Source organism: Paenibacillus chitinolyticus (assembly GCF_045038035.1).
In the GTDB taxonomy this organism is placed as follows: Bacteria; Bacillota; Bacilli; order Paenibacillales; family NBRC-103111; genus Paenibacillus_F; species Paenibacillus_F chitinolyticus_A.
This window is the reverse complement of record NZ_CP173427.1, coordinates 3,217,187-3,236,343: the sequence shown is the minus strand read 5'-3', so window position 1 is coordinate 3,236,343 and position 19,157 is coordinate 3,217,187. Positions and strand designations below refer to the sequence as shown.

The window sequence follows — 19,157 nt, the reverse complement described above, 5'->3', positions numbered from 1 at the left end:
ATTGCTCACTGTTGCTCAGGAAAGACTAATAGTTGAGGTGTATTGGCGTATTCAGCAACGGAGCGGGAGAAGTCCCGCTTCTTTTTTTGATCATAAGTTCAGCTAGGGGCGGCTATTGATAGCCGTCCTTTGTTGTACCCCACCCATTGCCTGATGAATTAGTCATTGCATCTGAGCCGATGTTAAGGCTTATCATACCCGCCTGAAATTTTTGCAAATATCGTCTGTACGCACAAAGAAAGCCCCAACCGTAACGGCGGGGCAAAACAAGGAGCGTGATGGTTCTATTATTAACATGTAGAAAGCTATTATACCTATCTTCCTATCAAAAAATGCTTTAGAAAGTACCCCTATTCTTCCAAGTATCCTACCCGCCACAATGATTTAGTTCCCTAGATACCATCATTATAGCCTTCAATCTTCTTAGCTTGCTTATGCCCCGTTTTTCTTCATGAGAACGGAATATTTCGTTTCTTACTTAAAGACTGTTTACACATCTCTATTACTCTATACGCTCTGTGTGTTCCGTAACTGCCCCAATTACCTATATTGTAGGTGACAATATTTGAAAGGAGTTGGAAGCATTGGAGCAAATGTTGACAATGCAGGAAGCTAAAGACCTACTACGGGTTTCCTATCGAACGATTCATAGGCTCGTCTCGAACAACACTATTCCATCTGTGAAGGTTGGGCGGATCATCAGAATCCCACAATCGGGGTTAAAGAAGTTCATTCTTATAGATACGTCAGGAGGTAGGGGCAATGATTATCAACAGTAAAACGGTCACGCTCGCTGAAGCCGCTACAATGCTAAATATGAACGAACAGAAGGTTCTACAGCTTAGCCAACATAGATACTTGGAGCAATCCAAACCTAAGAATGGCAATGGAGCGAGTTGGGGCGGAAGGTGAAAGAACGGTTGCGAGACCTGCAAATACAAGCTTCAACAAGTTTAGACCCTCATCCGGCTGATGTATTTGAACTTTATAAAGAAGATTTGCAAAGGCAAATTCACGAAATATTTGCTCCTGCACTTCAAAATTCTATATTTTATAAAGCGTTATAAGTAAAAAGGATACCCGATTAACGAGTATCCTTTTTGCATTCAATCTCTATAACTTAGCAACTATTATAAAGCGTTCCGAATTTGTCCTAATACCCTTCTGAGTTTGATTTTCCTTCATAAACTGTTGGAGTATTTGGAAATCAACCTCATTCCATCCAAAGTCGGGAATAATTGGAGTGTGCTTTAGTAAAAAAATCAGGTCTTCAGCCGTTTGGTAATATTCAATAACATTAAATTCAAATGCCTGAATGTCGCTAAAGCCCGCTTCGCTTAATTTTGTAATATATTGATGCTTTAATGTACCTGCCTTTGTACCAAATGCCTGTCCTCTTCCAAACGCTTCTTTAATATTTGATTTGTCGTTTTCGCTTACTTGCTGAGTGAGGAACGTTCCGCCCTTAATTAAAACTTTTGCAACTTCTTTAGCAAAGAATTCTGAATGTCTACAAGAGACTACATTAAAAAAGTCGTCAGGAAAACCCAAGTTTTCAGCTTCCATCATTAGAAAGCGTACATTAGGTATTCCTGATTTAGCAGAATTCCTAGTTGCGGTTTCAATCATTCCAGTGGATTGGTCAATCCCAACTAGAAGTAGTGCAAATTCAGCTATTGATAAGATAGCTTCTCCGCCACCAGTACCAATGTCAAGCAATATATCCGATTTCTTGCAGACCTTCATTACTTCACGATACAAATCCCATCTTGTTCCTTCAGAAACGGATTTCACATTGCTGAAATCCCAACCGTTGATTTTGCCGACTTTATCATAGAACTCTTTGTATTCCAATGGATTCATTTTTATTCCACCTTCCAATGAGGATAAATGTTGACCGATATCATTCAATGTTTTAGCTTCATGAGACCAAAGGGCAGACTACCCCCTTGGTGGCTGGCACGCGTTTTTTCCAGCCCGAAAACTAAATACCTCGAACGATACGGAAAGACATCCATTTCACCCCATTTGAAAGATTGATCCAATTATAGTTCAAAGAGAGTTTGTCAATCAAGAAGTAAAAATACTTTAAGAGTATGTTTCTGCATGTGTTATCCTCGCACCTTTTCCTCTACATAGGGTGACCACTGAGAGTAGGGGGCGATAACAACATGAAAATTGAAAGAACCTTTGTCGGTAAAGATTCATTCCTAACACTTTTTATGCCGTTTATTGAAGCGGAGATTGACAGAACAATAGAACGCCAAGAAGACATCAAGTATAATGAAGGTAACGCCAATCATCTCATAGTGAAGAGGTGGCGTAACTATGAGATGTGCAGTATATATCCGTGTTTCGACAGATAAAGAGGAACAAAAATCGTCGTTAGAGAATCAAAGAAGTTTATTCTACCAGTACCTAGAAGATAGGGGTTGGGATGTATTTGACTTCTATGTTGATGTTGAAAGCGGGACAACTGGTAAGAGGGAAAACCTGCAACGCTTGATACGAGATGCGTGCAGTCACCATAGCGTTAAGGAAACGCTGTTTTCGCATAAATTGTTGCTTTCATGGCGATAATGTATAATAGGAACACACATTCCCACAGGAGGCAACAAAAGATGAATTGGCTTGACCTATATGCTGATATTTCCGACCTTTCAATACCTGAACAACACCAGCTCTTCGAAGCAATGAAAGAGACGTTGTTCCCCGCCCCCAAAATTCACGGACTCATAAATGACATCCGCGAAGTCAAATTCGCTGGAGGTTTAAAGTGTCTTCATTGCAGCAGCCGAAAAGTAAAGCGAAACGGAACTTATCGTGGTCGCCAACGCTACCTGTGTGCCGATTGCCGCAAATCTTTCAACGACATGACAGGCACACCTATGGCTGGTACGCATAAACCGACCGAATGGCTTAAATATTTCGAACTGATGGTCTAAGGCTACACGCTTCCGAAAATTGCTGAAAGGCTCAATATGCACGTCTCAACTGCTTTCTATTGGCGGCACAAAATTCTCAATGCTTTGCGTTCTCTTGGCAACAACGCTTTAAACGGTATCATTGAAAGTGATGAGACTCACTTTTTGGAATCCGAGAAGGGGAGAAAAGGCGGTATCCCGCATCGCAACGCCCGAAAACGGGGTCGCAAAGTCGAGAATGAAAGTAAAGAGAAACGCAAACGCGGAATCTCGAAAGAACAAGTAAGCGTCGTTGTTGCCTATGACCGTAACGGCAACATCATTTGCCAGGTGGGCGGGCGAGGACGCATCAAAGCCGAAGCGATTGACAACGTGATCGGCATTCACATTACAGCCTCTTCTTTGCTCTGCACCGACAGTGCGACCAATTTCAAGAAGTTTGCTCAAATGAAGGGCATCACGCATGAAGTTTTGCCGCGAGGCTCACATGTGTCCAAGAAAATTTATCACATCCAACACGTAAACGCGTATCATTCCCGCTTAAAACGTTGGATGGACAGATTCCAAGGCGTAGCAACCAAGTACATGGACAACTATATGTTCTGGTTCCGCTTCTTGGAATTGAACAAAAAGCTCGGCGACGCGGACAAACAAAAGAAACTGCTGTTGGACACCTGCAAGCGGGCGAACTTTACAACCGTTCAGAAATTTAAGGCATGTTAAAACGAAGAAACCGCCCCATAAAGGGACGGCTAATTTCGCTCTTCACGAAAGAATCAGATTACAGATAAAGTTTGATTCTTATGATGAATGTCATGTTCAATAAATTCATGGATAATATAGAGCAGCGAGTAAGGAGTGCCTGTATGCGGGCAATTCTCTACGCCGTTTGCAGTCACGTGCTTAGCGGCAACGTTTGAATCAGTTAGGAGTATCTCAATCAACTGAAGACGGGTTTGCTTAAATTCGTCGAGCATACTATTTTTAGAAACGCCCGAACGAGCAAATTCGTAAGCTTTTTGGTTGAACGAATCGAAATCTGGAAAGACCATTCCTTCGCCATTTTTAATTGCTGGGATAATCGTATTGATGAGGTAATTATCCCAATTTTGAAGATGCGAAACGATTTCCGCGACCGTTGCTTTCCCTTCAGCGATTGGAGTTAACCAAATGTTATCGTCCAAATCCCGTAATGTATCCGTCCACTCTATAAATTCTTTATACCGATGAATCGTTTCTTTGCCTAAGCTAACCATATCGGAAACCTCCAGATTTTCAAGATTAAATAGGAACTCATGTTCCCACTATATTCTATATTCTTCCAGAAGGCAAGGAATGCTCAAGCTTTACGTTTGAAAGCAACAATATTTACGAAAACAGCGTAAGGAAAAAGTACTCATAGGCGTAATCCTTGATGATATTCGTAACATGGCTAATACCCTCAATGAGAAAGAAATAATGGGGCGGCTAGAGGTAAAGACCTTACAAGCAAGAAAGCAATCAGAGAAGCAAATACAGTCTTTACAAAGGTATTGAAAAGCTGAAGGAACAAAAGACAGGGTTAATCAGACTTACGTCAAAATTGCGGACTTCAATTCTTTCTGGGAAAAATATTCTGTGCATGCGGCGAATTACAGCTATACTTCACCTTTGCTTTCATCAGACACAAGTATTGATGATGAATATGGGTATTCTGAATTAAGAATAATGAAGACCAATCACAGTCGATCGGGTAGAACGGTTAGCTTGTATCATATTTGTGTCAGAATTCATTGATTTATATTATTCTCAATACCCATTAATCCAACTTTAAACCTAAATTACGAAGGCCCATAAAACCAGGCATTTAAGAACAGCAGACCTGGAGATCGCATCCAGTTATGGAGTCCGGATTGGCACTTGGCGCCAGTTGGTGAAAAAAAACGGTGAGCGGCAGTATGAAGTTGATTTTATCGATCAAACGGCAAAATAAATAAATTACGAAACCCGCCCATGTGGAGTGTTGCTCACTGTTGGTCAGGAAAGACTAATGGTTGAGGTGTATTGGCGTATTCAGCAACGGAGCGGGAGAAGTCCCGCTTCTTTTTATGACCATAAGTTCAGCTAGGGGCGGCTATTGACAGCTGTCCTTTGTTGTACCCCACCCATTGCCTAGCATAAAGGCAATTGCTTCTGAGCCGAAGTTAAGGCATGACAGTAGTTTTCCGAGAAAAGGATGGTTTAGACATTTCATAAAGATTTAGACTCGTAGGGTCATTACGCTAACGAGCAGTTAAATGGAACTGGATTGGAATCATAACGAAAATACTGGACTATTCGTTCCCGAAATATTATACTGTTTCCTACAGAGAGGAGGGAGTAACCATCGGACGCACAAAAGAGTTTGACAAGGAGCGCGTACTTCATGAGGCAATGTTAGTTTTTTGGGAAAAAGGTTACGAAGCGACAAGCATACCAGATTTATTAAAAGCAATGGGATTAAGCAGATCAAGCTTGTACGAAACATTTGTGGACAAACAGACGCTTTATGTTGAGGCAATACACCATTACAAAAAAATAGGTCAAAATAAAAGAAATCTCTTGGTAAATGCGCCGTCTGCGAAAGTTGGAATCCGGCAGTATTTTGATCAGCACATTACTTCCGCATTTAATGAGGATTTGCCAAAAGGATGCTTGATAACAAATGCAACCATTGATATGGATTCACCAGATGAAGAACTACGTAAATTGATACGTGAGCGATTTGAGGGATTGGAACAGTCTTTTTATGAACTTTTACGTAAAGGACAGCAGACAGGAGAAATCGACCCAAAAAAAGATATAAAAGTGCTATCGCATTTACTGCTTAACCTCAATCATAGTATAAATCTAATTTCCAAAGTAAAAAGTGACAAGAAAGTCGTTCATGACATGATTAATACTGTGATTGAGATGCTGTAGCATATTTTTTTTGATCTTATCGGAACGATTGTTCCAAAAAACACATCTTCCATAACTATTGTAAAGGAGCTTGCTATGAGTTTAAGCGCAGACCAAAAAGTTGAGAAACCTGTTTCGTCTTGGATCACCCTCCTTCTGGCAATTTCGTGCGGTGTAATCGCCGCTAATCTCTATTATGCACAGCCCTTGGTGGGATCAATCAGTTCAGCAATCGGGTTATCTGCAGAGACTGCAGGGCTTGTCGTCACACTTACCCAGATTGGTTACTGTATCGGCTTATTATTTATCGTACCATTGGGAGACATTCTTGAAAACCGACGGCTAGTAGTAGCATCATTGCTCTTCACGGCAGTTGCTTTGACGATTGCGGCAGTAGTGAAAAATGCAGCGTTATTCCTCATAGCTTCACTGTTTATTGGGATAGGATCAGTCGCAGCTCAAGTGTTGGTACCTTATGCAGCTCATCTATCGCCTGATGCCTTGCGCGGACGTGCAGTTGGTAATGTCATGAGCGGTCTGTTACTCGGTATCATGCTTGCACGGCCTGTATCAAGTTTTATGGCAGATCTCCTGAACTGGCACGCTGTATTTTTCTTGTCTGCCGCGACGATCTTTGTTCTGGCACTCTTATTAGCAAAGGCGCTGCCTGCAAGGAAGCCGTTGGTAAATGTACAATACCCGATCCTTATGAGCTCCATGTGGCATTTACTCCGAACGACTCCGATCCTGCGCCGTCGAGCGATCTATCACGCTTGTATATTTGGGACATTTAGTTTGTTCTGGACAACTGTTCCTTTGTTATTGAGTAGCCCCACTTTTCATTTTTCTCAAAAAGAGATTGCATTGTTCGCTCTAGTCGGGGTATCTGGGGCGGTTGCCGCACCCGTGGCAGGACGTCTTGCGGATAAAGGTTGGATTCGACCTGCCACAGGATTAGCGCTAGCTATTGTTATCATTTCTATATTGCTTCCCCTGATGATTCAAGGCGGTTCGACAGCTGCAGTTGCAACCCTAGTCGTTGCAGCGATCCTTTTAGACATGGGGGTTTCTGCTAATCTGGTTCTTGGACAGCGTGTCATCTTTTCATTAGGGGCAGAGTTTCGCAGCCGATTAAATGGATTATACATGGCCATTTTTTTTCTTGGCGGTGCTATAGGGTCAGCCTTAGGTGGGTGGGCATATGCCTTAGGTGGCTGGAATGCAGCGTTGTGGATTGGAATAGCTTTTCCGATCATCGCGATGATTTATTATACGAAAGAAAAAAATTAATTATATCGTCTATAAATTATTGAACTTTAATGCCGTGGGAAGGTTGTAAAGAAGTGCAACGTACCACTAGAACAACAGTCAATCAGTCCTATAGGTTACCGCCCGCCCACGTTAAGGGTTAGTGGTCAATCTAGGGCGGCTAGTACCTAAGTAAACAGGACTACTTGTTTTAGGAAAATAAGTACCAGACTCGATTCCCTGATATTACGGGCTTTATGGAAAGAAATATCGCCAGCCTTAGCCTATGCCTCCGCTTTGGAAAACATCTTGCGAGGGGACCGAACACGGGAAGCTTCGCAAGGTTGTTAAAGCCTCATACCGGTCGCTACCGCCGGAACAATGGAAGACCGCACAGCCATGTGCGGTCTTTTTTCATTGGGATATCGTTATGTTCTGTCGCAAAGAAACCCCGTTCTCAAAGAACGAAACATCTGCTATAATTCAATGATATTGAGAATCATTATCACAAACATACATCTCGGTATATTAAACCCGCCAGACACGGGAACAGAACGATATTCCAACAGAATGGGAGGAAAAACGGTTGAGTGACTCTGTAACCGACAACGAAAAAATACGTCCGGGTTTATCGGCAGCCATTACGGACGCTTCCTATAAAGTACGTCAAGTTGAAGCCATCAAGGCCGGGGACGGCTGGGAAATGGATTACCGGCTCATCGATCAGCATGTAATGATCGTCGTTACGGCCGGCGAAGGAGCTTTGAAGCGGGAGGGCAGTTTTAGCCGCCTGGGAGCGGAGAACATACATGTCTGCTTGCCCGGCGAAGTAATCGGAATGAAGACGGAGGCAGGCGGCCTGGAGCTGACATGGGTCGGATTCGACCTTTTTTATGAGGACGGGACGGGTGAAGGATGCCGGAAGGGAACGTGGAACGAGCCGCAGGTGCTGCCCGTTCATTCTCATTCGCATTTTTCCGTGCTGAGCGAGGCGCTTTCTACCTACTGGCACAGTGCCGATCCTTTCGACCGGCTGAGAGCCCAGGCGGCTTTTCTTGAATTGATCCATTCGATTTCCGCCCATATGCGGGACGAATCTCCCCTGGATGCCCGAAGCGCTTTGGAACGCACCCGGCACTATATCGAAAATCACTACCAGACCAATATCACGATTGACGAGCTCGCGCGAATGGCCGAAGTATCTCCGAAATACTACGGGGATTTGTTTAAAAAAACGTACGGCCTCAGCGTAACCGACTACTTGACCGAGCAGAGGGTTAACCGCGCCAAGCAGTTGATGGCGTTATCTCAATCCCGCCTCAAGGACATCGCTCACGTAGTGGGCTATCAGGATGAATTTTACTTCAGCCGGAAGTTCAAGCAGGAAGTGGGCGTCTCGCCCACGGTTTATATGAAGAACCGGCGGAAAAAAATCGCGGTCCATCATTCGCATCTGATCGGCCAATTGTTGGCCATTCATCATCTCCCGTATGCGGCGCCCCTTCATCCCAAATGGACCGGCCACTATTACGAGAATTACCGTTCCGATATTCCCGTTCATCTCAGCGCCTACCGGTACAGCGAAGACTGGGAGTACAACATCGAGAAGCTTCGGGAAACGAAGCCGGACCTTATCCTTTCGATGGATACCCTCAATCCGGGAGAAAAAGAGCGCCTCGAGCAGGCGGGAAAAGTGCTGTATATTCCCGATCGCCGGGCGGATTGGCGGGAGCAGCTGCTGCTTATCGCCGCTTATCTGGACCGGACGACCGAAGCTGAAACGTGGCTCGGTAAATACGACCGCCGCGTGGAGTCGCTCCGCGGCAGACTGCGCAAACGGACGGGAGAAGACACATTTTTGCTGATCAGCTTACATAAACAGGAGATCCGGATATGCGGAACCCGGAGCATGGGAGACGTGTTTTTTCATGAGCTGGGTATGAAGCCGGCCTTTAACTATACCCGGGACCAAATCAATGTGCCGATTCTCCCGGAGCAGCTGGCGGAGCTGGACGCGGACCATATCCTCGTCAACGTCTGCCAGGAAACGGAGACGCTCCGGCGATGGCAAGATCTGCAGGCGACGGCTCTTTGGCGGGATCTGCACGCGGTGAGGCAGAACCGGGTTTACGAAATCCCCTCCGATCCTTGGCGGGAATACTCGGCTTCCGGGCACGAGCGTATTCTGGGTGAAGTGGAAAAGCTCTTTTTGCGGAAATAGTCCAGTTTTAATTCCGTGTATTGTCCATGTCCCGGTAAAGAAACGTGGGTTATAATTTCAATTGAGAATTGTTATCAATACAAATATTCAAAAAAGAACCTCCCTCTTTTTTTTGTTATTAAGTGATAATGATTCTCAGTTTTTACAAAGAGAGCGTCGGGGGAATGGCATGGAAAGCAGTAGAGAAAGAGGAAGTCTGGAGCAGCAAGTCTTTCAAGGCAGGACGCTGACCGTTTATACGCCGCCGTCCTACGGCTTGGCAGACAAGCGTTACCCGGTCGTCTATGTAAACGATCCGTCCGATTATATGGATACGGTCACCAACCAGGCGGTTGCCCGCATGGAAGAGCTTTTCCGGGAGAAGAAGCTGCGGGAACTGATTCTCGTCGGTCTGGAGCCGGATGATCGGCTGGATGAATATACGCCTTGGCCGGCGAAGGCGCTGGTGGAATCCGTACAAGATTTCGGCGGCTCCGGCAAAAAATACCTGGATCTCGTCGTTCATGAGCTCAAGCCTTATATAGACGGACGCTACGAGACGTTGGCGGGACCTGCCGATACGGGGATGATCGGCGCTTCGCTCGGCGGTCTGATCTCGTTGTTTGCGGCGTTCGAGCATCCTTCGGTTTTCGGGAGAATCGGCAGCATCTCGGGGTCCTTCTGGTATGAAGGCATCATCGAGTATATGCGGGGGCATAAGCTTGCCGACGAGGGACAGAGGTTTTACATGTATGTGGGAGATCAGGAAGGCGCCGGCAAGAAGACGATTCAGAGTGCCATGTTGGCCAGAACCCGGCAGGCTTACACGCTGCTTGCGGACTCCGGTTTTAACGGCGCCAAGCTGCGTCTCGTTATCGGCGAAGGGGGGCAGCATCAAGTTCCCGTATTCGTGGAACAGTTTCCCGAAGCATTGAAGTGGATTTTCGGTATGGATACAAACACATTTTTTCCGGATACGGAGAGGGGTTAGAGAAAAATGAAAAAAACATGGGTGGCAGCCGGTCTCGTTGCCGTAACACTATTATCTTCCGCATGCGGAGCGCAAAAAGAGGCGGCAAAGACAGGCGGCGCCGATGCGGCGACAAGCCCGGCCCCGACGGCGGCGGGCACGAACGAAACGCGTAAAATCACTTACCTCGGTAAGGAATATACCGTACCGTCCAAAGCGGAACGCATTGTAGTGGCCGGTTCCTTCGAATCGATGGAAGACGCACTCGTGCTCGGCGTGAAACCGGTAGGCGCAAATTCAGTCGGCGGCAAGTTTCCCGAGCTGTTCAAAAGCATTACGGACAAGGCGGAATCCGTGGGCGAGAAAACGCAGCCGAATCTGGAAACGATTCTGAAACTGAAACCGGATGTCATTCTCGGTTCCACCAAATTCCCGCCGGAAATGATGGAAAAGATGAACAAGGTTAAAGTCACGCTTCCGATCTCCCACGTTTCGACCGATTGGGAAGCCAATCTGAACGTGCTGGCAGAACTGACCGGTCATCAGGACAAGGCTAAAGAAGTGATCGAGAAATATAAAAAAGAAGCCGCCGCCGCGAAAGAGAAACTCGGCACGTCGCTGAAAGACAAAAAAGTGCTGGCGATACGTCTCCGCGCGGGCAGCATCGCCATTTATCCGGAAGGCGTGTTCTTCAATTCGTCCCTGTACGGCGATCTGGGTCTTACCGCGCCCGAAGAAGTGAAGCAGGCCAAGGCGCAGCAACTGATTTCGATGGAGAAACTGTCCGAAATTAACCCGGACTACATCTTCGTCCAGTTCTCCGAAGACGAGAACAAAGAGCAGCCGAAAGTGATGGAAGACCTTCAGAAGAATCCGATCTGGCAGAGTATGACGGCCGTGAAAAACCAAAAAGTGTTTATCAACGTCGTAGATCCGCTGGCGCAGGGGGGAACTTCCTACAGCAAGTTCAAGTTCCTTGAGGCCGCTCTTCCGAAGCTGACCAACTAAATTTTAAACCGAAACGAGTAATCCGATATGAAAAGAAGTCTGGCAAAACCTCAATGGATCTTATGGGCTTCGCCGGTGATCATCGTGTTCATCATGGTGCTGTCCATTCTGTACGGGGCCAAACAAATTCATCTGCAAACGGTCATGGACGCCCTGTTCCGTTTCGATCCGGGTAATGTCGATCATCAGATCATCCGGACCTCCCGTTTGCCGAGAGTAGTGGGGGCGCTTCTAATCGGAGCGTTCCTTGCCATATCGGGCGCGCTCATGCAGGGGATGACAAGGAATTACCTTGCATCCCCTTCCATCATGGGGGTGACCGACGGCTCGGCGTTTGTCATTACGCTTTGCATGATATTTCTGCCCAATTCGTCTTCATTGGATATGATTTTCTATTCCTTGATCGGCTCCGCGCTCGGGGTCGGCATTGTATTCGGGCTCGCCTCGCTGCTCCCCAACGGACTGACGCCTGTGCGGATGGCCATCGTCGGCACAGTTATCGGCACGTTTCTCAGCAGCGTTTCGGCGGCTCTTTCCATGTATTTTCAGAAATCGCAGAACATAAGCTTCTGGTACAACGCGCGACTTCATCAACTGGAGCCGAAGCTGATTCTGCTCTGCATTCCTTTTGCGGTTATCGGTCTTATCGCGGCCTTCCGGATCGCGAAATCGATCACGATTCTCTCGCTGGGAGAAGAAGTCGCAATTAACCTGGGGCAGAGAACGCTGCTGGTCAAGATCGTCGCGATGGGCGCGGTCGTTATTCTGACGGGGATCTCGGTAGCTCTGGCCGGCAAAATCGGATTTGTGGGGCTGATTATTCCCCATATTACCCGCTTCCTGATCGGAATCGACTACAAATGGGTGATTCCGTGCGCGGGTGTGTTGGGCGGTATTTTCCTGGCTTTGGCGGACGTTCTCAGCCGCTTCCTGAATTATCCGTACGAAATGCCGATCGGTGTCGTGACCGCTATTATCGGCGTGCCGTTTTTCCTGTATCTGGCGAGGACGAGAGGCGGGGAAAAGCATGCCTAAACAATCGTTCGGCCGCTATATGCTGGTCCTTCTTACCTTCCTAGGACTTATCGCGATCGCCGCTTACACAAGCTTGACCAACGGCTCATTCGATATCAAGGTCGGGGACGTGGTGAATACACTCCTCCGGATCGATCCGAGTCCCGAGAACGATCTCGTCATTCTCGAATTCCGGCTGCCGCGAATTGTGATTGCGGGACTGGTCGGCATGGGACTCGGCATTGCGGGAACCGTGATTCAGGGAATTACCCGCAACGGGCTGGCGGACCCGGGCATTCTCGGCATCAACGCCGGCGCCGGGGCGGCCATCGTTATCTTCATGTTTTTCTTCCAGGGCAAGCTGCACGGTACGGGCTGGTTGGGGATTATGACGATGCCTCTGTTCGGGCTGGTCGGCGGGCTCGCGTCCGCCGTTCTCATCTACCTGTTTTCCTGGAAAAACGGACGGATCGATTCCCAGCGCCTGATTTTAACGGGAATCGCAATCGGAGCCGGATTCAGCGCTCTGGCTTTGTTCCTCACGCTCAAAATGGATGCCAAGGATTTCGAAATGGCCGCCGTCTGGACATCGGGCAGCATTTATAATGCCAACTGGAAATATGTCGTTTCCATTTTGCCGTGGCTGCTTATCCTGATCCCGCTTATACGCAGAAGCGCGTACACCCTGGATCTTTTCCAGCTCGAAGAGAGCAGCGTGAAAAGTCTGGGGGTAAATGTGGAAAGGCAGAAAGGGATTCTTCTGCTGGGCAGCATCGGGCTTGTCAGCGCGTGCGTTTCCGTGTCCGGGGGGATCGGATTTATCGGGCTGATGTCGCCGCATATCGCCAAACGTCTGGTCGGCGTACATCATAACCGTGTTCTGCCGGTCAGTGCGGTTATCGGAATGCTGCTCGTGATCGGATCGGATTTTATCGCCAAAACGGTATTTATGCCGGTCGAGCTGCCTGTAGGTGTCATGATCTCGATCATAGGCGTTCCGTATTTTATTTACCTGCTGTTTAAGGCCAAAGCATAGAGGGAGTGTCGTCCTTGAGTATCATACGTGTGGAGAATCTGGAAACGTGTTATGAAAAGAACAGCGTATTCCGCGATCTCAATTTTGAGGTGAAGGAAGGGGAGGTCACCACCATCATTGGGCCAAACGGCTGCGGTAAATCGACGCTGCTTAAAACGATCGGACGCATTCTGAAGCAGAAGAACGGGAACGTTTTTTTCCGCGGACAGAATTTGAATGCGATCCCGACCCGGAAGATTGCGCAGCATATCGCGCTCCTTCCGCAGAATCCGGTCGCCCCTCCGGAGCTTAAAGTGGAGGAACTCGTTTCGTACGGACGCTATCCGCACCGCAAAAACCTGAACAGGCTGTCTCCCCAGGATAAAGAAGTGATCGAGTGGGCGCTCGCAGTCACGAATGTGGCGCCCTTCCGGGATCGGGAGATCGGAAGCCTGTCGGGCGGACAACGGCAGAAGGTATGGCTGGCGATGGCTTTCGCCCAGGATACGGAAGTGCTGCTGCTCGACGAGCCGACAACCTTCCTGGACATGGCCCACCAGCTGGAAGTTCTCCAGATCGTAGAGAAAATGAATATGGAGCGGAAGCAGACGATCGTAATGGTGCTTCACGACATCAACCATGCGGCTCGGTTTTCCCACCGGATCGTCGCTATGAAGAGCGGGCAAATTATCGCGGCCGGGCATCCTCATGAAATCATCACCAGGGAAGTGCTGAATCAGGTGTTCCATATCGATGCCCGGATTATGCTGGACCCGGAGAACGGGGCGCCCGTCTGCTACGGTTATGAAAGCTATTTGCGCAATAAGGCGGCTTCGGCCGCAGGCAGCACGGAACCGCAAAAAGAAGCGGTAGGCGAAGGAGTGAGATAGATGAGTACAGTCAACCGAGAGTTTGCGGAAACCGGAGGAGCGGCCGCCGGAGTCCTGGAGCGTGTGACGATGCCGCGGTCCGAGCAGCGCACGATGCGGTCGCGCGCGGAAAACCGGGAATACCGGATTTTCATCGCCGTCCCCGAAGGGGAAGCGCCCCCATCCGGATTCCCCGTGGTGTACGTGCTGGACGCCAACTCCGTCTTCGGCACGATGGTGGAAGCGGTCCGTGTCCAGTCCCGGGCGCCGGAGAGAACCGGCGTTATTCCCGCTATCGTGGTCGGTATCGGCTATCCGACGGACGGACCGTTTCATCCCGCGCGGCATTACGATTTTACGCGCGAAATCCGTCTGGAGGATCTGCCCTTCAAGCTTCGGGAGGGGGAGCGGCCCGAGCATGGGGGAGCCGAAGCTTTCATGGCGTTCATCGAAGACGAGCTGAAGCCGCGGATCGAAGAGACGTACCCTATCGACCGCAGGAGGCAGACGATCTTCGGCCATTCGCTGGGCGGACTTTTTGTGCTGCATATGCTGTACGCGAGGCCGGAAGCGTTCCAATGTTGTGTAGCCGGCAGCCCCTCCATCCACTGGAACAAGCGGGTGCTGCTCGATGAGGAGCGGGCTTTCGCGTCCAAGCTGTCAACCTCCGGCGGAAAGCCGATGGAAGGGGCTGCGCATATAAAGCTGTTCCTTGCCATCGGGGAACTGGAAAAGTCGCATCATACCGGCGGCGGAGAGAATGCGGCCGAGCTTTGCGAGCGGCTTTCGGCATTAAGCGAATACGGCATAGCGACCGAGTTTAAAGAGTTCGAAGGGGAGGGGCACGTTTCCGTGCTGCCGCCGTTAATCAGCCGCGCCGTGCGGTTCGCGCTTCGTCCCGAACCCGCTGACCGGCAAGTGTAGCGGATTTTGCGCGACCGTCCGCCGCAGCGGTCCGGCGCCGTCCAGTTCATCTAGATCCGGCAAGATTCATACAGGCAGCGTTCCGAGAAGCCGCAATGGCTGCATTCGGGCCGAGACGGACCGGAATATAGTTAAAGGGGGCAGCCCGCCAAGTCATTCGAGATGACTCGGCGGGCTGCCCCCTTTTTACCGGCAAAGGGCCATTATTTTGCTCTGATTTCGAGAAGTTCGTATTTGATGACTCCGACCGGAGCATCCACGCTGATAATACTGCCGACCGATTTCCCCATCAGGGAAACCCCCAGCGGGCTTTCGTAAGAAATTTTGTTGTCGGCTACATCCGCTTCGGCCGGGCCGACGATCCGATACTCCACTTTTTCGGAAAATTCGATATCGTTCAGCACGACAATAGACCCTACTTTAACGGTAGACGTATCGGTATTGTCGGAAACACGGGCTTTTTTCAGCATCCGCTCAATTGTGATAATCCGGGTTTCCATGAAGGCCTGATCGTCTTTCGCGGAGTGGTATTCGCTGTTTTCCTTTAGATCCCCGTAGCTGATCGCGGTTTTGAGGCGGTCGGCCAGCTCTTTGCGCTTCACGGTTTTGAGCTCTTCCAGCTCCTGCTCCAGCTGAGCCAGTCCCTCGGGGGTCAAGATCACTTGTTCTTCTGCCATGTAAACATCTCCTAATGGTACCCAAACTTTTGATAACAGGTGTTTCTTGCATTGTACACTATATGAAGCGATCATGCGAACCTGAAGCCGGAAAAAGTCATCTTCGTTTTTTGGAACTTACCTGCAGCTGCACGGCACCGCCTGAACGTTATAAGGGAGGCCCGCTTGCACGGCCCGGTCCGGCTTCCCGGTTTTGTCCTGCGGAATATGCAGAGAATCCAGCGGCAGCACGGGCTTCTGTATCTGAACGAGAAGCTGTACGGGTCAAGGAAGAGCCCGGTCGCGCCTCGCTTGTTGAAATTTACACGTCCTTTATTTATAAAGGAACCGGGATCAACCGGGCGTGCAGCAGCGAGCTGCTCGGTTGACTGAAGCGGGACGGGTTTGCCAACCAGTCCGAAGCGGTCGGGGCGGATCATGCGGCCGGCTGCGGCGCATGACCGGAAACAAGGCAAAAAGGCGGGGAATGCTCCCCGCCTTTTTTTGCCGTCAGATGTTGTTGACCGTCAGCTTGCCGCTGCCGCCGACGGATTTGATTTTGTTGATCAGCGCATTCTGGTTGCTGTTGGAAAGACGGATACAGCCGTAAGTCGGTCTGAGCGGGTACCACGAAGCGGAAGAGTCCGTGGAAGCATCGCCGCCGTGGATCATAAACCCGGATCGGCCGTTATTCTCGGCGATAAGCGCGTTGCCGCTCGTCGGATCGAGATTGACCTGGCTGTACGGACCGTACGAGGACGTCGGCGTACCGGCGCCGATAACGGAAGCGGCATATTCGCCGGTAGGCGTATCGGCATTCGTCATCTTCCAGTTGGCGTGATTATTGTTGTTGGCGGGATCGTTCGATCCGCGTCCCAGCGCTTCGACCGGACCGAAGACAAGCGCTCCGCTTCCGTCGTACATTTTCAAAGTTCCTTTGTTGTCGCGATTGGCAGGGAAATTGGCAATAATATGGTAACTCATACGATCAGCCTCCAAATAGAATGTAGACGAGAACCCGATGGAGTCGCAGCGGAAAGGAAGGACTCCTCCTCCGTTTTCCGCCGCCTCGTTTTCCCTCTCATCTATGTAGGTAAAGGGGGAGCCGATTTAACAACCGGAACTAAAAAAATCTCCTTCGGAAAGGAGATTTTTCTGAAATTTAGCCGCTCGCCGGGATGGCGCTTTCGTCAGGTCTTGTCCGTGTTTTCGCCAGAAGAAGAAGGAACGTCATCGCTTTGTTTGACCAGCGCGATAAAGTCCGTCACGATGCTTTGGACGGCATCTTCGCGCGACATCCGGATGTAACGGCTGATTTTGAGAATATCGTCTTCGAAAACTTGCAGCAGCCGGAGCATGGCTTCGGGATCTCCGTCCTTGCTTAGCCGGACGAGATGGAGGAATTCTTCGTCTGAGATAGGAAGCGGAGCATTTTCCTTTTCCATTTGTTCACCGCCTGTTGGGTCATATTGAGATCCTTAGCGACCTGCGCTTCCGTCTTATCCTGAATGAAAAGCTCGTGGAGTACGATTCGGCCCGTCCGGGAAGGGAGGGATTGGATCAAGGCAAGCATGTCCAGCCTGCTGTCGGAGCTTTCGGTAAAGCCCCCGGCCGTAAACGAGTAGGCGTTGTCCGAAACCGAGTATTCGCGGTTGCTGATGACACGGGCTTTATACTGGATGCGCCAGCCGATCCGGTACACTTCCTTTCTGTATTTCTCCACCAAAGTAGACTGCTGAGACATAAAAAATCACCCCTTCGTCTTTATCTAATAGGGTAATTCCAGGCGGTTTTTTACAACCCGATTAAGAACGTATGTTCTTGTTTTCTCTCTTTATTATACCTGATTTGTTGTAAAAAAGACACGGTTTTTACCTATAAAATGAGACCGAAAGGAGGGAGAAAAGGATGGATCTGAATATCGAGAATCTGGTATCTCTGGTGACCAATGTCGGCTTTCCGGTTACGCTCTGCTTCGTTCTGCTCCGTTACGTGCTGCAGACGATGGGCGAAAAGCTGGATAAGCTGGACAGCTCGCTGAACAAATTGTGCCGGCTGATTAAAGAAATCGATGCCAGGGCCGACCGGGGACGCGGCAAAGAAGACAAGAACGGCACGCAGCCGTAAAAAAAGATGAGCCCGCAGGGGCTCATCCGAATGCCGGAAACCCCCTGTCCGGTGAAGTGCACCCCTTAGAATGGACATTGGATGAAACCCCTGGTTTATCCGATGACATTTTAGGGGGTGCATTTTTATGCCATTGAAAAAGGGGCAAAAGCTTCAAACGTACAGTTTCGAGACGAAGAAGCAAGCAATCGAGATGCGATTGCAAGGGATGACGAAGCAAAAAGTAGCGGAATTGCTGGGGATTGCAGACGTCGGAAGGTTAAAAGTGTGGATGCGGCGTTACAATCAGATGGGTGACTTTGGGCTTATGGATGGGCGTGGGAAACCAGAGGAATATTCTGATGCCAATCGCTATGTTAAACAATTAGAAATGGAGAATGCCGTTCTAAAAAAGTGGTTGGCGATTACGAAGGCGGAGGTGTACCAGAGAAATATAGGCTCGTCCATGAGCTCCGTGAAAGCTTTAGCGTTGCAGAGCTCTGTAAAGAGGTCGGCGTCTCCCGAAGTGGATACTACACTTACTTAAAGCGGATCGGTGAAGATAAGAATGCAGCGGATAAGCAACTCATCCGTGCCACATACGAACGTTACAACGGAATCTACGGCTACCGACAAGTTCAGTTGTTCTTATGGCAAGATGAGAAGGTCTGGATGAATCACAAGAAAGTTCAACGATTCATGCAAGCGATGGGGCTACGCTCCACCATACGTCGTAAATACCGCACTCAAGGTCGGATCTGGAACGTAGGCGATCGGGTCGTTAAGAACAGCTTGGATCGACAATTTCGAGCGGATAGCCCCAAACAAAAATGGGTCACGGACATCACCCAATATCGAATTGGGGAGGTGTGGCTCTATCTCTCCGCGATTAAAGACCTCTGTCAGAACGAAGTCGTAAGTTACCATATGAGCCTTCGAAATGATACGGAGCTTGTCCTACAGACGTTTTCGAAAGCATTTGAAAAGGAGAAGGACGTGACCGGGATGATCGTACACAGCGATCAGGGAACCCAGTACACGTCCTACAAATACCACGACATGCTGCAGAAGGTTGGCGCCCAAATCAGCATGTCTCGCCGAGGCAATTGTTATGACAATGCCTCGATGGAGAGCTTCTTCTCGCATCTCAAAACGGAAGGGCTCTACCCCTATGATATTCGATCCGTCGAAGAAGCACAAAGACGAATTGAAGACTATATTCACTTTTACAACAACCGTCGACCGCAACGAAAATTAAACAAGCTGTCACCGGTCGAGTACCGGAAACAGCTTGTTGGATAGGG

General features: G+C 49.0%; 22 protein-coding genes and 2 pseudogenes. 18 read left to right on the top strand and 6 right to left on the bottom strand.

From position 1 onward, the window contains the following. The first annotated feature begins 593 nt into the window (after positions 1-593). The 3 genes from ACI48J_RS14600 to ACI48J_RS14590 are packed head-to-tail and all read left to right on the top strand — an operon-like array spanning position 594 to position 1,067. Complete coding sequence (locus ACI48J_RS14600) at positions 594-779, top strand: helix-turn-helix domain-containing protein (protein WP_405083232.1); 186 nt, start codon at positions 594-596, stop codon at positions 777-779. After that, positions 763-912, top strand: a complete 150-nt coding sequence (locus ACI48J_RS14595) for a hypothetical protein (protein ID WP_326051846.1) — start codon at positions 763-765, stop codon at positions 910-912. The genes ACI48J_RS14600 and ACI48J_RS14595 overlap by 17 nt, the downstream gene beginning before the upstream one ends. After that, a complete protein-coding gene (locus tag ACI48J_RS14590) occupies positions 909-1,067 on the top strand; it encodes a hypothetical protein (RefSeq protein ID WP_405078899.1) in 159 nt (52 codons plus the stop codon). The genes ACI48J_RS14595 and ACI48J_RS14590 overlap by 4 nt, the downstream gene beginning before the upstream one ends. Positions 1,068-1,113: 46 nt before the next feature. On the opposite strand, the gene ACI48J_RS14585 is transcribed toward ACI48J_RS14590, so the two are convergent. Next, on the bottom strand, positions 1,114-1,863 hold the full coding sequence (locus ACI48J_RS14585) for a class I SAM-dependent methyltransferase (RefSeq protein ID WP_405078898.1): 750 nt from the start codon (positions 1,861-1,863) through the stop codon (positions 1,114-1,116). A 308-nt stretch (positions 1,864-2,171) separates the two neighbouring features. Between ACI48J_RS14585 and ACI48J_RS14580 the strand changes: the two genes are divergently transcribed. The 3 genes and pseudogenes from ACI48J_RS14580 (at position 2,172) to ACI48J_RS14570 (ending at position 3,647) form a co-directional block, all read left to right on the top strand. Beyond that, positions 2,172-2,366 (top strand): hypothetical protein, encoded by a 195-nt coding sequence (locus tag ACI48J_RS14580; RefSeq protein WP_405083292.1) that lies wholly within the window; start codon positions 2,172-2,174, stop codon positions 2,364-2,366. Continuing rightward, entirely contained in the window at positions 2,329-2,580 is a 252-nt protein-coding gene (locus ACI48J_RS14575) for a recombinase family protein (protein WP_405078896.1), read from the top strand. The genes ACI48J_RS14580 and ACI48J_RS14575 overlap by 38 nt, the downstream gene beginning before the upstream one ends. Positions 2,581-2,621: 41 nt before the next feature. Further along, positions 2,622-3,647: pseudogene (locus ACI48J_RS14570) on the top strand (IS1595 family transposase). Between the two features lie 53 nt (positions 3,648-3,700). On the opposite strand, the gene ACI48J_RS14565 reads toward ACI48J_RS14570, so the two are convergent. Next, a complete protein-coding gene (locus ACI48J_RS14565) occupies positions 3,701-4,180 on the bottom strand; it encodes a DinB family protein (protein ID WP_405078895.1) in 480 nt (159 codons plus the stop codon). A 1,156-nt stretch (positions 4,181-5,336) separates the two neighbouring features. On the opposite strand from ACI48J_RS14565, the gene ACI48J_RS14560 reads away from it, so the two are divergent. The 9 genes from ACI48J_RS14560 to ACI48J_RS14520 all read left to right on the top strand — a co-directional run bounded on the left by ACI48J_RS14560 (position 5,337) and on the right by ACI48J_RS14520 (position 15,091). Beyond that, complete coding sequence (locus ACI48J_RS14560) at positions 5,337-5,864, top strand: TetR/AcrR family transcriptional regulator (RefSeq protein ID WP_405078894.1); 528 nt, start codon at positions 5,337-5,339, stop codon at positions 5,862-5,864. Between the two features lie 75 nt (positions 5,865-5,939). Then, positions 5,940-7,133: an MFS transporter gene (locus ACI48J_RS14555; protein ID WP_405078893.1), complete on the top strand. Its 1,194-nt coding sequence runs from the start codon at positions 5,940-5,942 to the stop codon at positions 7,131-7,133. Between the two features lie 544 nt (positions 7,134-7,677). After that, positions 7,678-9,312, top strand: a complete 1,635-nt coding sequence (locus tag ACI48J_RS14550; protein WP_405078892.1) for an AraC family transcriptional regulator — start codon at positions 7,678-7,680, stop codon at positions 9,310-9,312. 169 nt (positions 9,313-9,481) lie between these two features. Further along, the gene (locus tag ACI48J_RS14545; protein WP_405078891.1) at positions 9,482-10,282 is read left to right on the top strand and encodes an alpha/beta hydrolase; all 801 of its coding nucleotides are present in this window, start codon (positions 9,482-9,484) and stop codon (positions 10,280-10,282) included. Positions 10,283-10,288: 6 nt separating this feature from the next. Beyond that, positions 10,289-11,269, top strand: a complete 981-nt coding sequence (locus ACI48J_RS14540; protein WP_326051837.1) for an ABC transporter substrate-binding protein — start codon at positions 10,289-10,291, stop codon at positions 11,267-11,269. Positions 11,270-11,296: 27 nt separating this feature from the next. Next, on the top strand, positions 11,297-12,304 hold the full coding sequence (locus tag ACI48J_RS14535) for a FecCD family ABC transporter permease (RefSeq protein WP_405078890.1): 1,008 nt from the start codon (positions 11,297-11,299) through the stop codon (positions 12,302-12,304). Further along, positions 12,297-13,319 (top strand): FecCD family ABC transporter permease, encoded by a 1,023-nt coding sequence (locus ACI48J_RS14530; RefSeq protein ID WP_405078889.1) that lies wholly within the window; start codon positions 12,297-12,299, stop codon positions 13,317-13,319. The genes ACI48J_RS14535 and ACI48J_RS14530 overlap by 8 nt, the downstream gene beginning before the upstream one ends. A 14-nt stretch (positions 13,320-13,333) precedes the next feature. Further along, positions 13,334-14,188 carry an ABC transporter ATP-binding protein gene (locus tag ACI48J_RS14525; RefSeq protein ID WP_405078888.1) on the top strand — a complete coding sequence of 285 codons (855 nt, stop codon included), beginning with the start codon at positions 13,334-13,336 and terminating at the stop codon, positions 14,186-14,188. Next, positions 14,189-15,091 carry an alpha/beta hydrolase gene (locus tag ACI48J_RS14520; protein ID WP_405078887.1) on the top strand — a complete coding sequence of 301 codons (903 nt, stop codon included), beginning with the start codon at positions 14,189-14,191 and terminating at the stop codon, positions 15,089-15,091. A 203-nt stretch (positions 15,092-15,294) separates the two neighbouring features. Here ACI48J_RS14520 and greA read toward each other — a convergent pair whose 3' ends face one another. The 4 genes from greA to ACI48J_RS14500 all read right to left on the bottom strand — a co-directional run bounded on the left by greA (position 15,295) and on the right by ACI48J_RS14500 (position 17,491). Next, complete coding sequence (greA, locus tag ACI48J_RS14515; protein WP_009673590.1) at positions 15,295-15,768, bottom strand: transcription elongation factor GreA; 474 nt, start codon at positions 15,766-15,768, stop codon at positions 15,295-15,297. A 489-nt stretch (positions 15,769-16,257) separates the two neighbouring features. After that, complete coding sequence (locus ACI48J_RS14510; RefSeq protein ID WP_405078886.1) at positions 16,258-16,731, bottom strand: L,D-transpeptidase family protein; 474 nt, start codon at positions 16,729-16,731, stop codon at positions 16,258-16,260. A gap of 206 nt (positions 16,732-16,937) precedes the next feature. Continuing rightward, entirely contained in the window at positions 16,938-17,105 is a 168-nt protein-coding gene (locus tag ACI48J_RS14505; protein ID WP_405078884.1) for a hypothetical protein, read from the bottom strand. A 23-nt stretch (positions 17,106-17,128) separates the two neighbouring features. After that, positions 17,129-17,491, bottom strand: coding sequence for a sigma-70 family RNA polymerase sigma factor (locus ACI48J_RS14500; RefSeq protein WP_326051829.1), 363 nt, complete (start codon positions 17,489-17,491; stop codon positions 17,129-17,131). Between the two features lie 164 nt (positions 17,492-17,655). On the opposite strand from ACI48J_RS14500, the gene ACI48J_RS14495 reads away from it, so the two are divergent. The 3 genes and pseudogenes from ACI48J_RS14495 to ACI48J_RS14485 form a co-directional block, all read left to right on the top strand. Further along, positions 17,656-17,874: a hypothetical protein gene (locus tag ACI48J_RS14495; protein WP_009673644.1), complete on the top strand. Its 219-nt coding sequence runs from the start codon at positions 17,656-17,658 to the stop codon at positions 17,872-17,874. A gap of 127 nt (positions 17,875-18,001) precedes the next feature. Continuing rightward, positions 18,002-18,400 carry a helix-turn-helix domain-containing protein gene (locus ACI48J_RS14490; RefSeq protein WP_405078883.1) on the top strand — a complete coding sequence of 133 codons (399 nt, stop codon included), beginning with the start codon at positions 18,002-18,004 and terminating at the stop codon, positions 18,398-18,400. Then, positions 18,355-19,155: pseudogene (locus tag ACI48J_RS14485) on the top strand (IS3 family transposase); the annotation flags it as partial. The gene ACI48J_RS14490 and the pseudogene ACI48J_RS14485, both read left to right, overlap by 46 nt. Positions 19,156-19,157: the final 2 nt, after the last annotated feature.

Excerpts from the sequence above, each read along its gene's own strand:
- ACI48J_RS14600 (WP_405083232.1), top strand. The coding sequence starts at position 594 with ATGTTGACAATGCAGGAAGCTAAAGACCTACTACGGGTTTCCTATCGA.
- ACI48J_RS14595 (WP_326051846.1), top strand. The coding sequence starts at position 763 with ATGATTATCAACAGTAAAACGGTCACGCTCGCTGAAGCCGCTACAATG.
- ACI48J_RS14585 (WP_405078898.1), bottom strand. The coding sequence starts at position 1,863 with ATGAATCCATTGGAATACAAAGAGTTCTATGATAAAGTCGGCAAAATC.
- ACI48J_RS14580 (WP_405083292.1), top strand. The coding sequence starts at position 2,172 with ATGAAAATTGAAAGAACCTTTGTCGGTAAAGATTCATTCCTAACACTT.
- ACI48J_RS14575 (WP_405078896.1), top strand. The coding sequence starts at position 2,329 with ATGAGATGTGCAGTATATATCCGTGTTTCGACAGATAAAGAGGAACAA.
- ACI48J_RS14565 (WP_405078895.1), bottom strand. The coding sequence starts at position 4,180 with ATGGTTAGCTTAGGCAAAGAAACGATTCATCGGTATAAAGAATTTATA.
- ACI48J_RS14560 (WP_405078894.1), top strand. The coding sequence starts at position 5,337 with ATGTTAGTTTTTTGGGAAAAAGGTTACGAAGCGACAAGCATACCAGAT.
- ACI48J_RS14555 (WP_405078893.1), top strand. The coding sequence starts at position 5,940 with ATGAGTTTAAGCGCAGACCAAAAAGTTGAGAAACCTGTTTCGTCTTGG.
- ACI48J_RS14545 (WP_405078891.1), top strand. The coding sequence starts at position 9,482 with ATGGAAAGCAGTAGAGAAAGAGGAAGTCTGGAGCAGCAAGTCTTTCAA.
- ACI48J_RS14540 (WP_326051837.1), top strand. The coding sequence starts at position 10,289 with ATGAAAAAAACATGGGTGGCAGCCGGTCTCGTTGCCGTAACACTATTA.
- ACI48J_RS14535 (WP_405078890.1), top strand. The coding sequence starts at position 11,297 with ATGAAAAGAAGTCTGGCAAAACCTCAATGGATCTTATGGGCTTCGCCG.
- ACI48J_RS14530 (WP_405078889.1), top strand. The coding sequence starts at position 12,297 with ATGCCTAAACAATCGTTCGGCCGCTATATGCTGGTCCTTCTTACCTTC.
- ACI48J_RS14520 (WP_405078887.1), top strand. The coding sequence starts at position 14,189 with ATGAGTACAGTCAACCGAGAGTTTGCGGAAACCGGAGGAGCGGCCGCC.
- greA (WP_009673590.1), bottom strand. The coding sequence starts at position 15,768 with ATGGCAGAAGAACAAGTGATCTTGACCCCCGAGGGACTGGCTCAGCTG.
- ACI48J_RS14510 (WP_405078886.1), bottom strand. The coding sequence starts at position 16,731 with ATGAGTTACCATATTATTGCCAATTTCCCTGCCAATCGCGACAACAAA.
- ACI48J_RS14505 (WP_405078884.1), bottom strand. The coding sequence starts at position 17,105 with ATGCTCCGGCTGCTGCAAGTTTTCGAAGACGATATTCTCAAAATCAGC.
- ACI48J_RS14500 (WP_326051829.1), bottom strand. The coding sequence starts at position 17,491 with ATGTCTCAGCAGTCTACTTTGGTGGAGAAATACAGAAAGGAAGTGTAC.
- ACI48J_RS14495 (WP_009673644.1), top strand. The coding sequence starts at position 17,656 with ATGGATCTGAATATCGAGAATCTGGTATCTCTGGTGACCAATGTCGGC.
- ACI48J_RS14490 (WP_405078883.1), top strand. The coding sequence starts at position 18,002 with ATGCCATTGAAAAAGGGGCAAAAGCTTCAAACGTACAGTTTCGAGACG.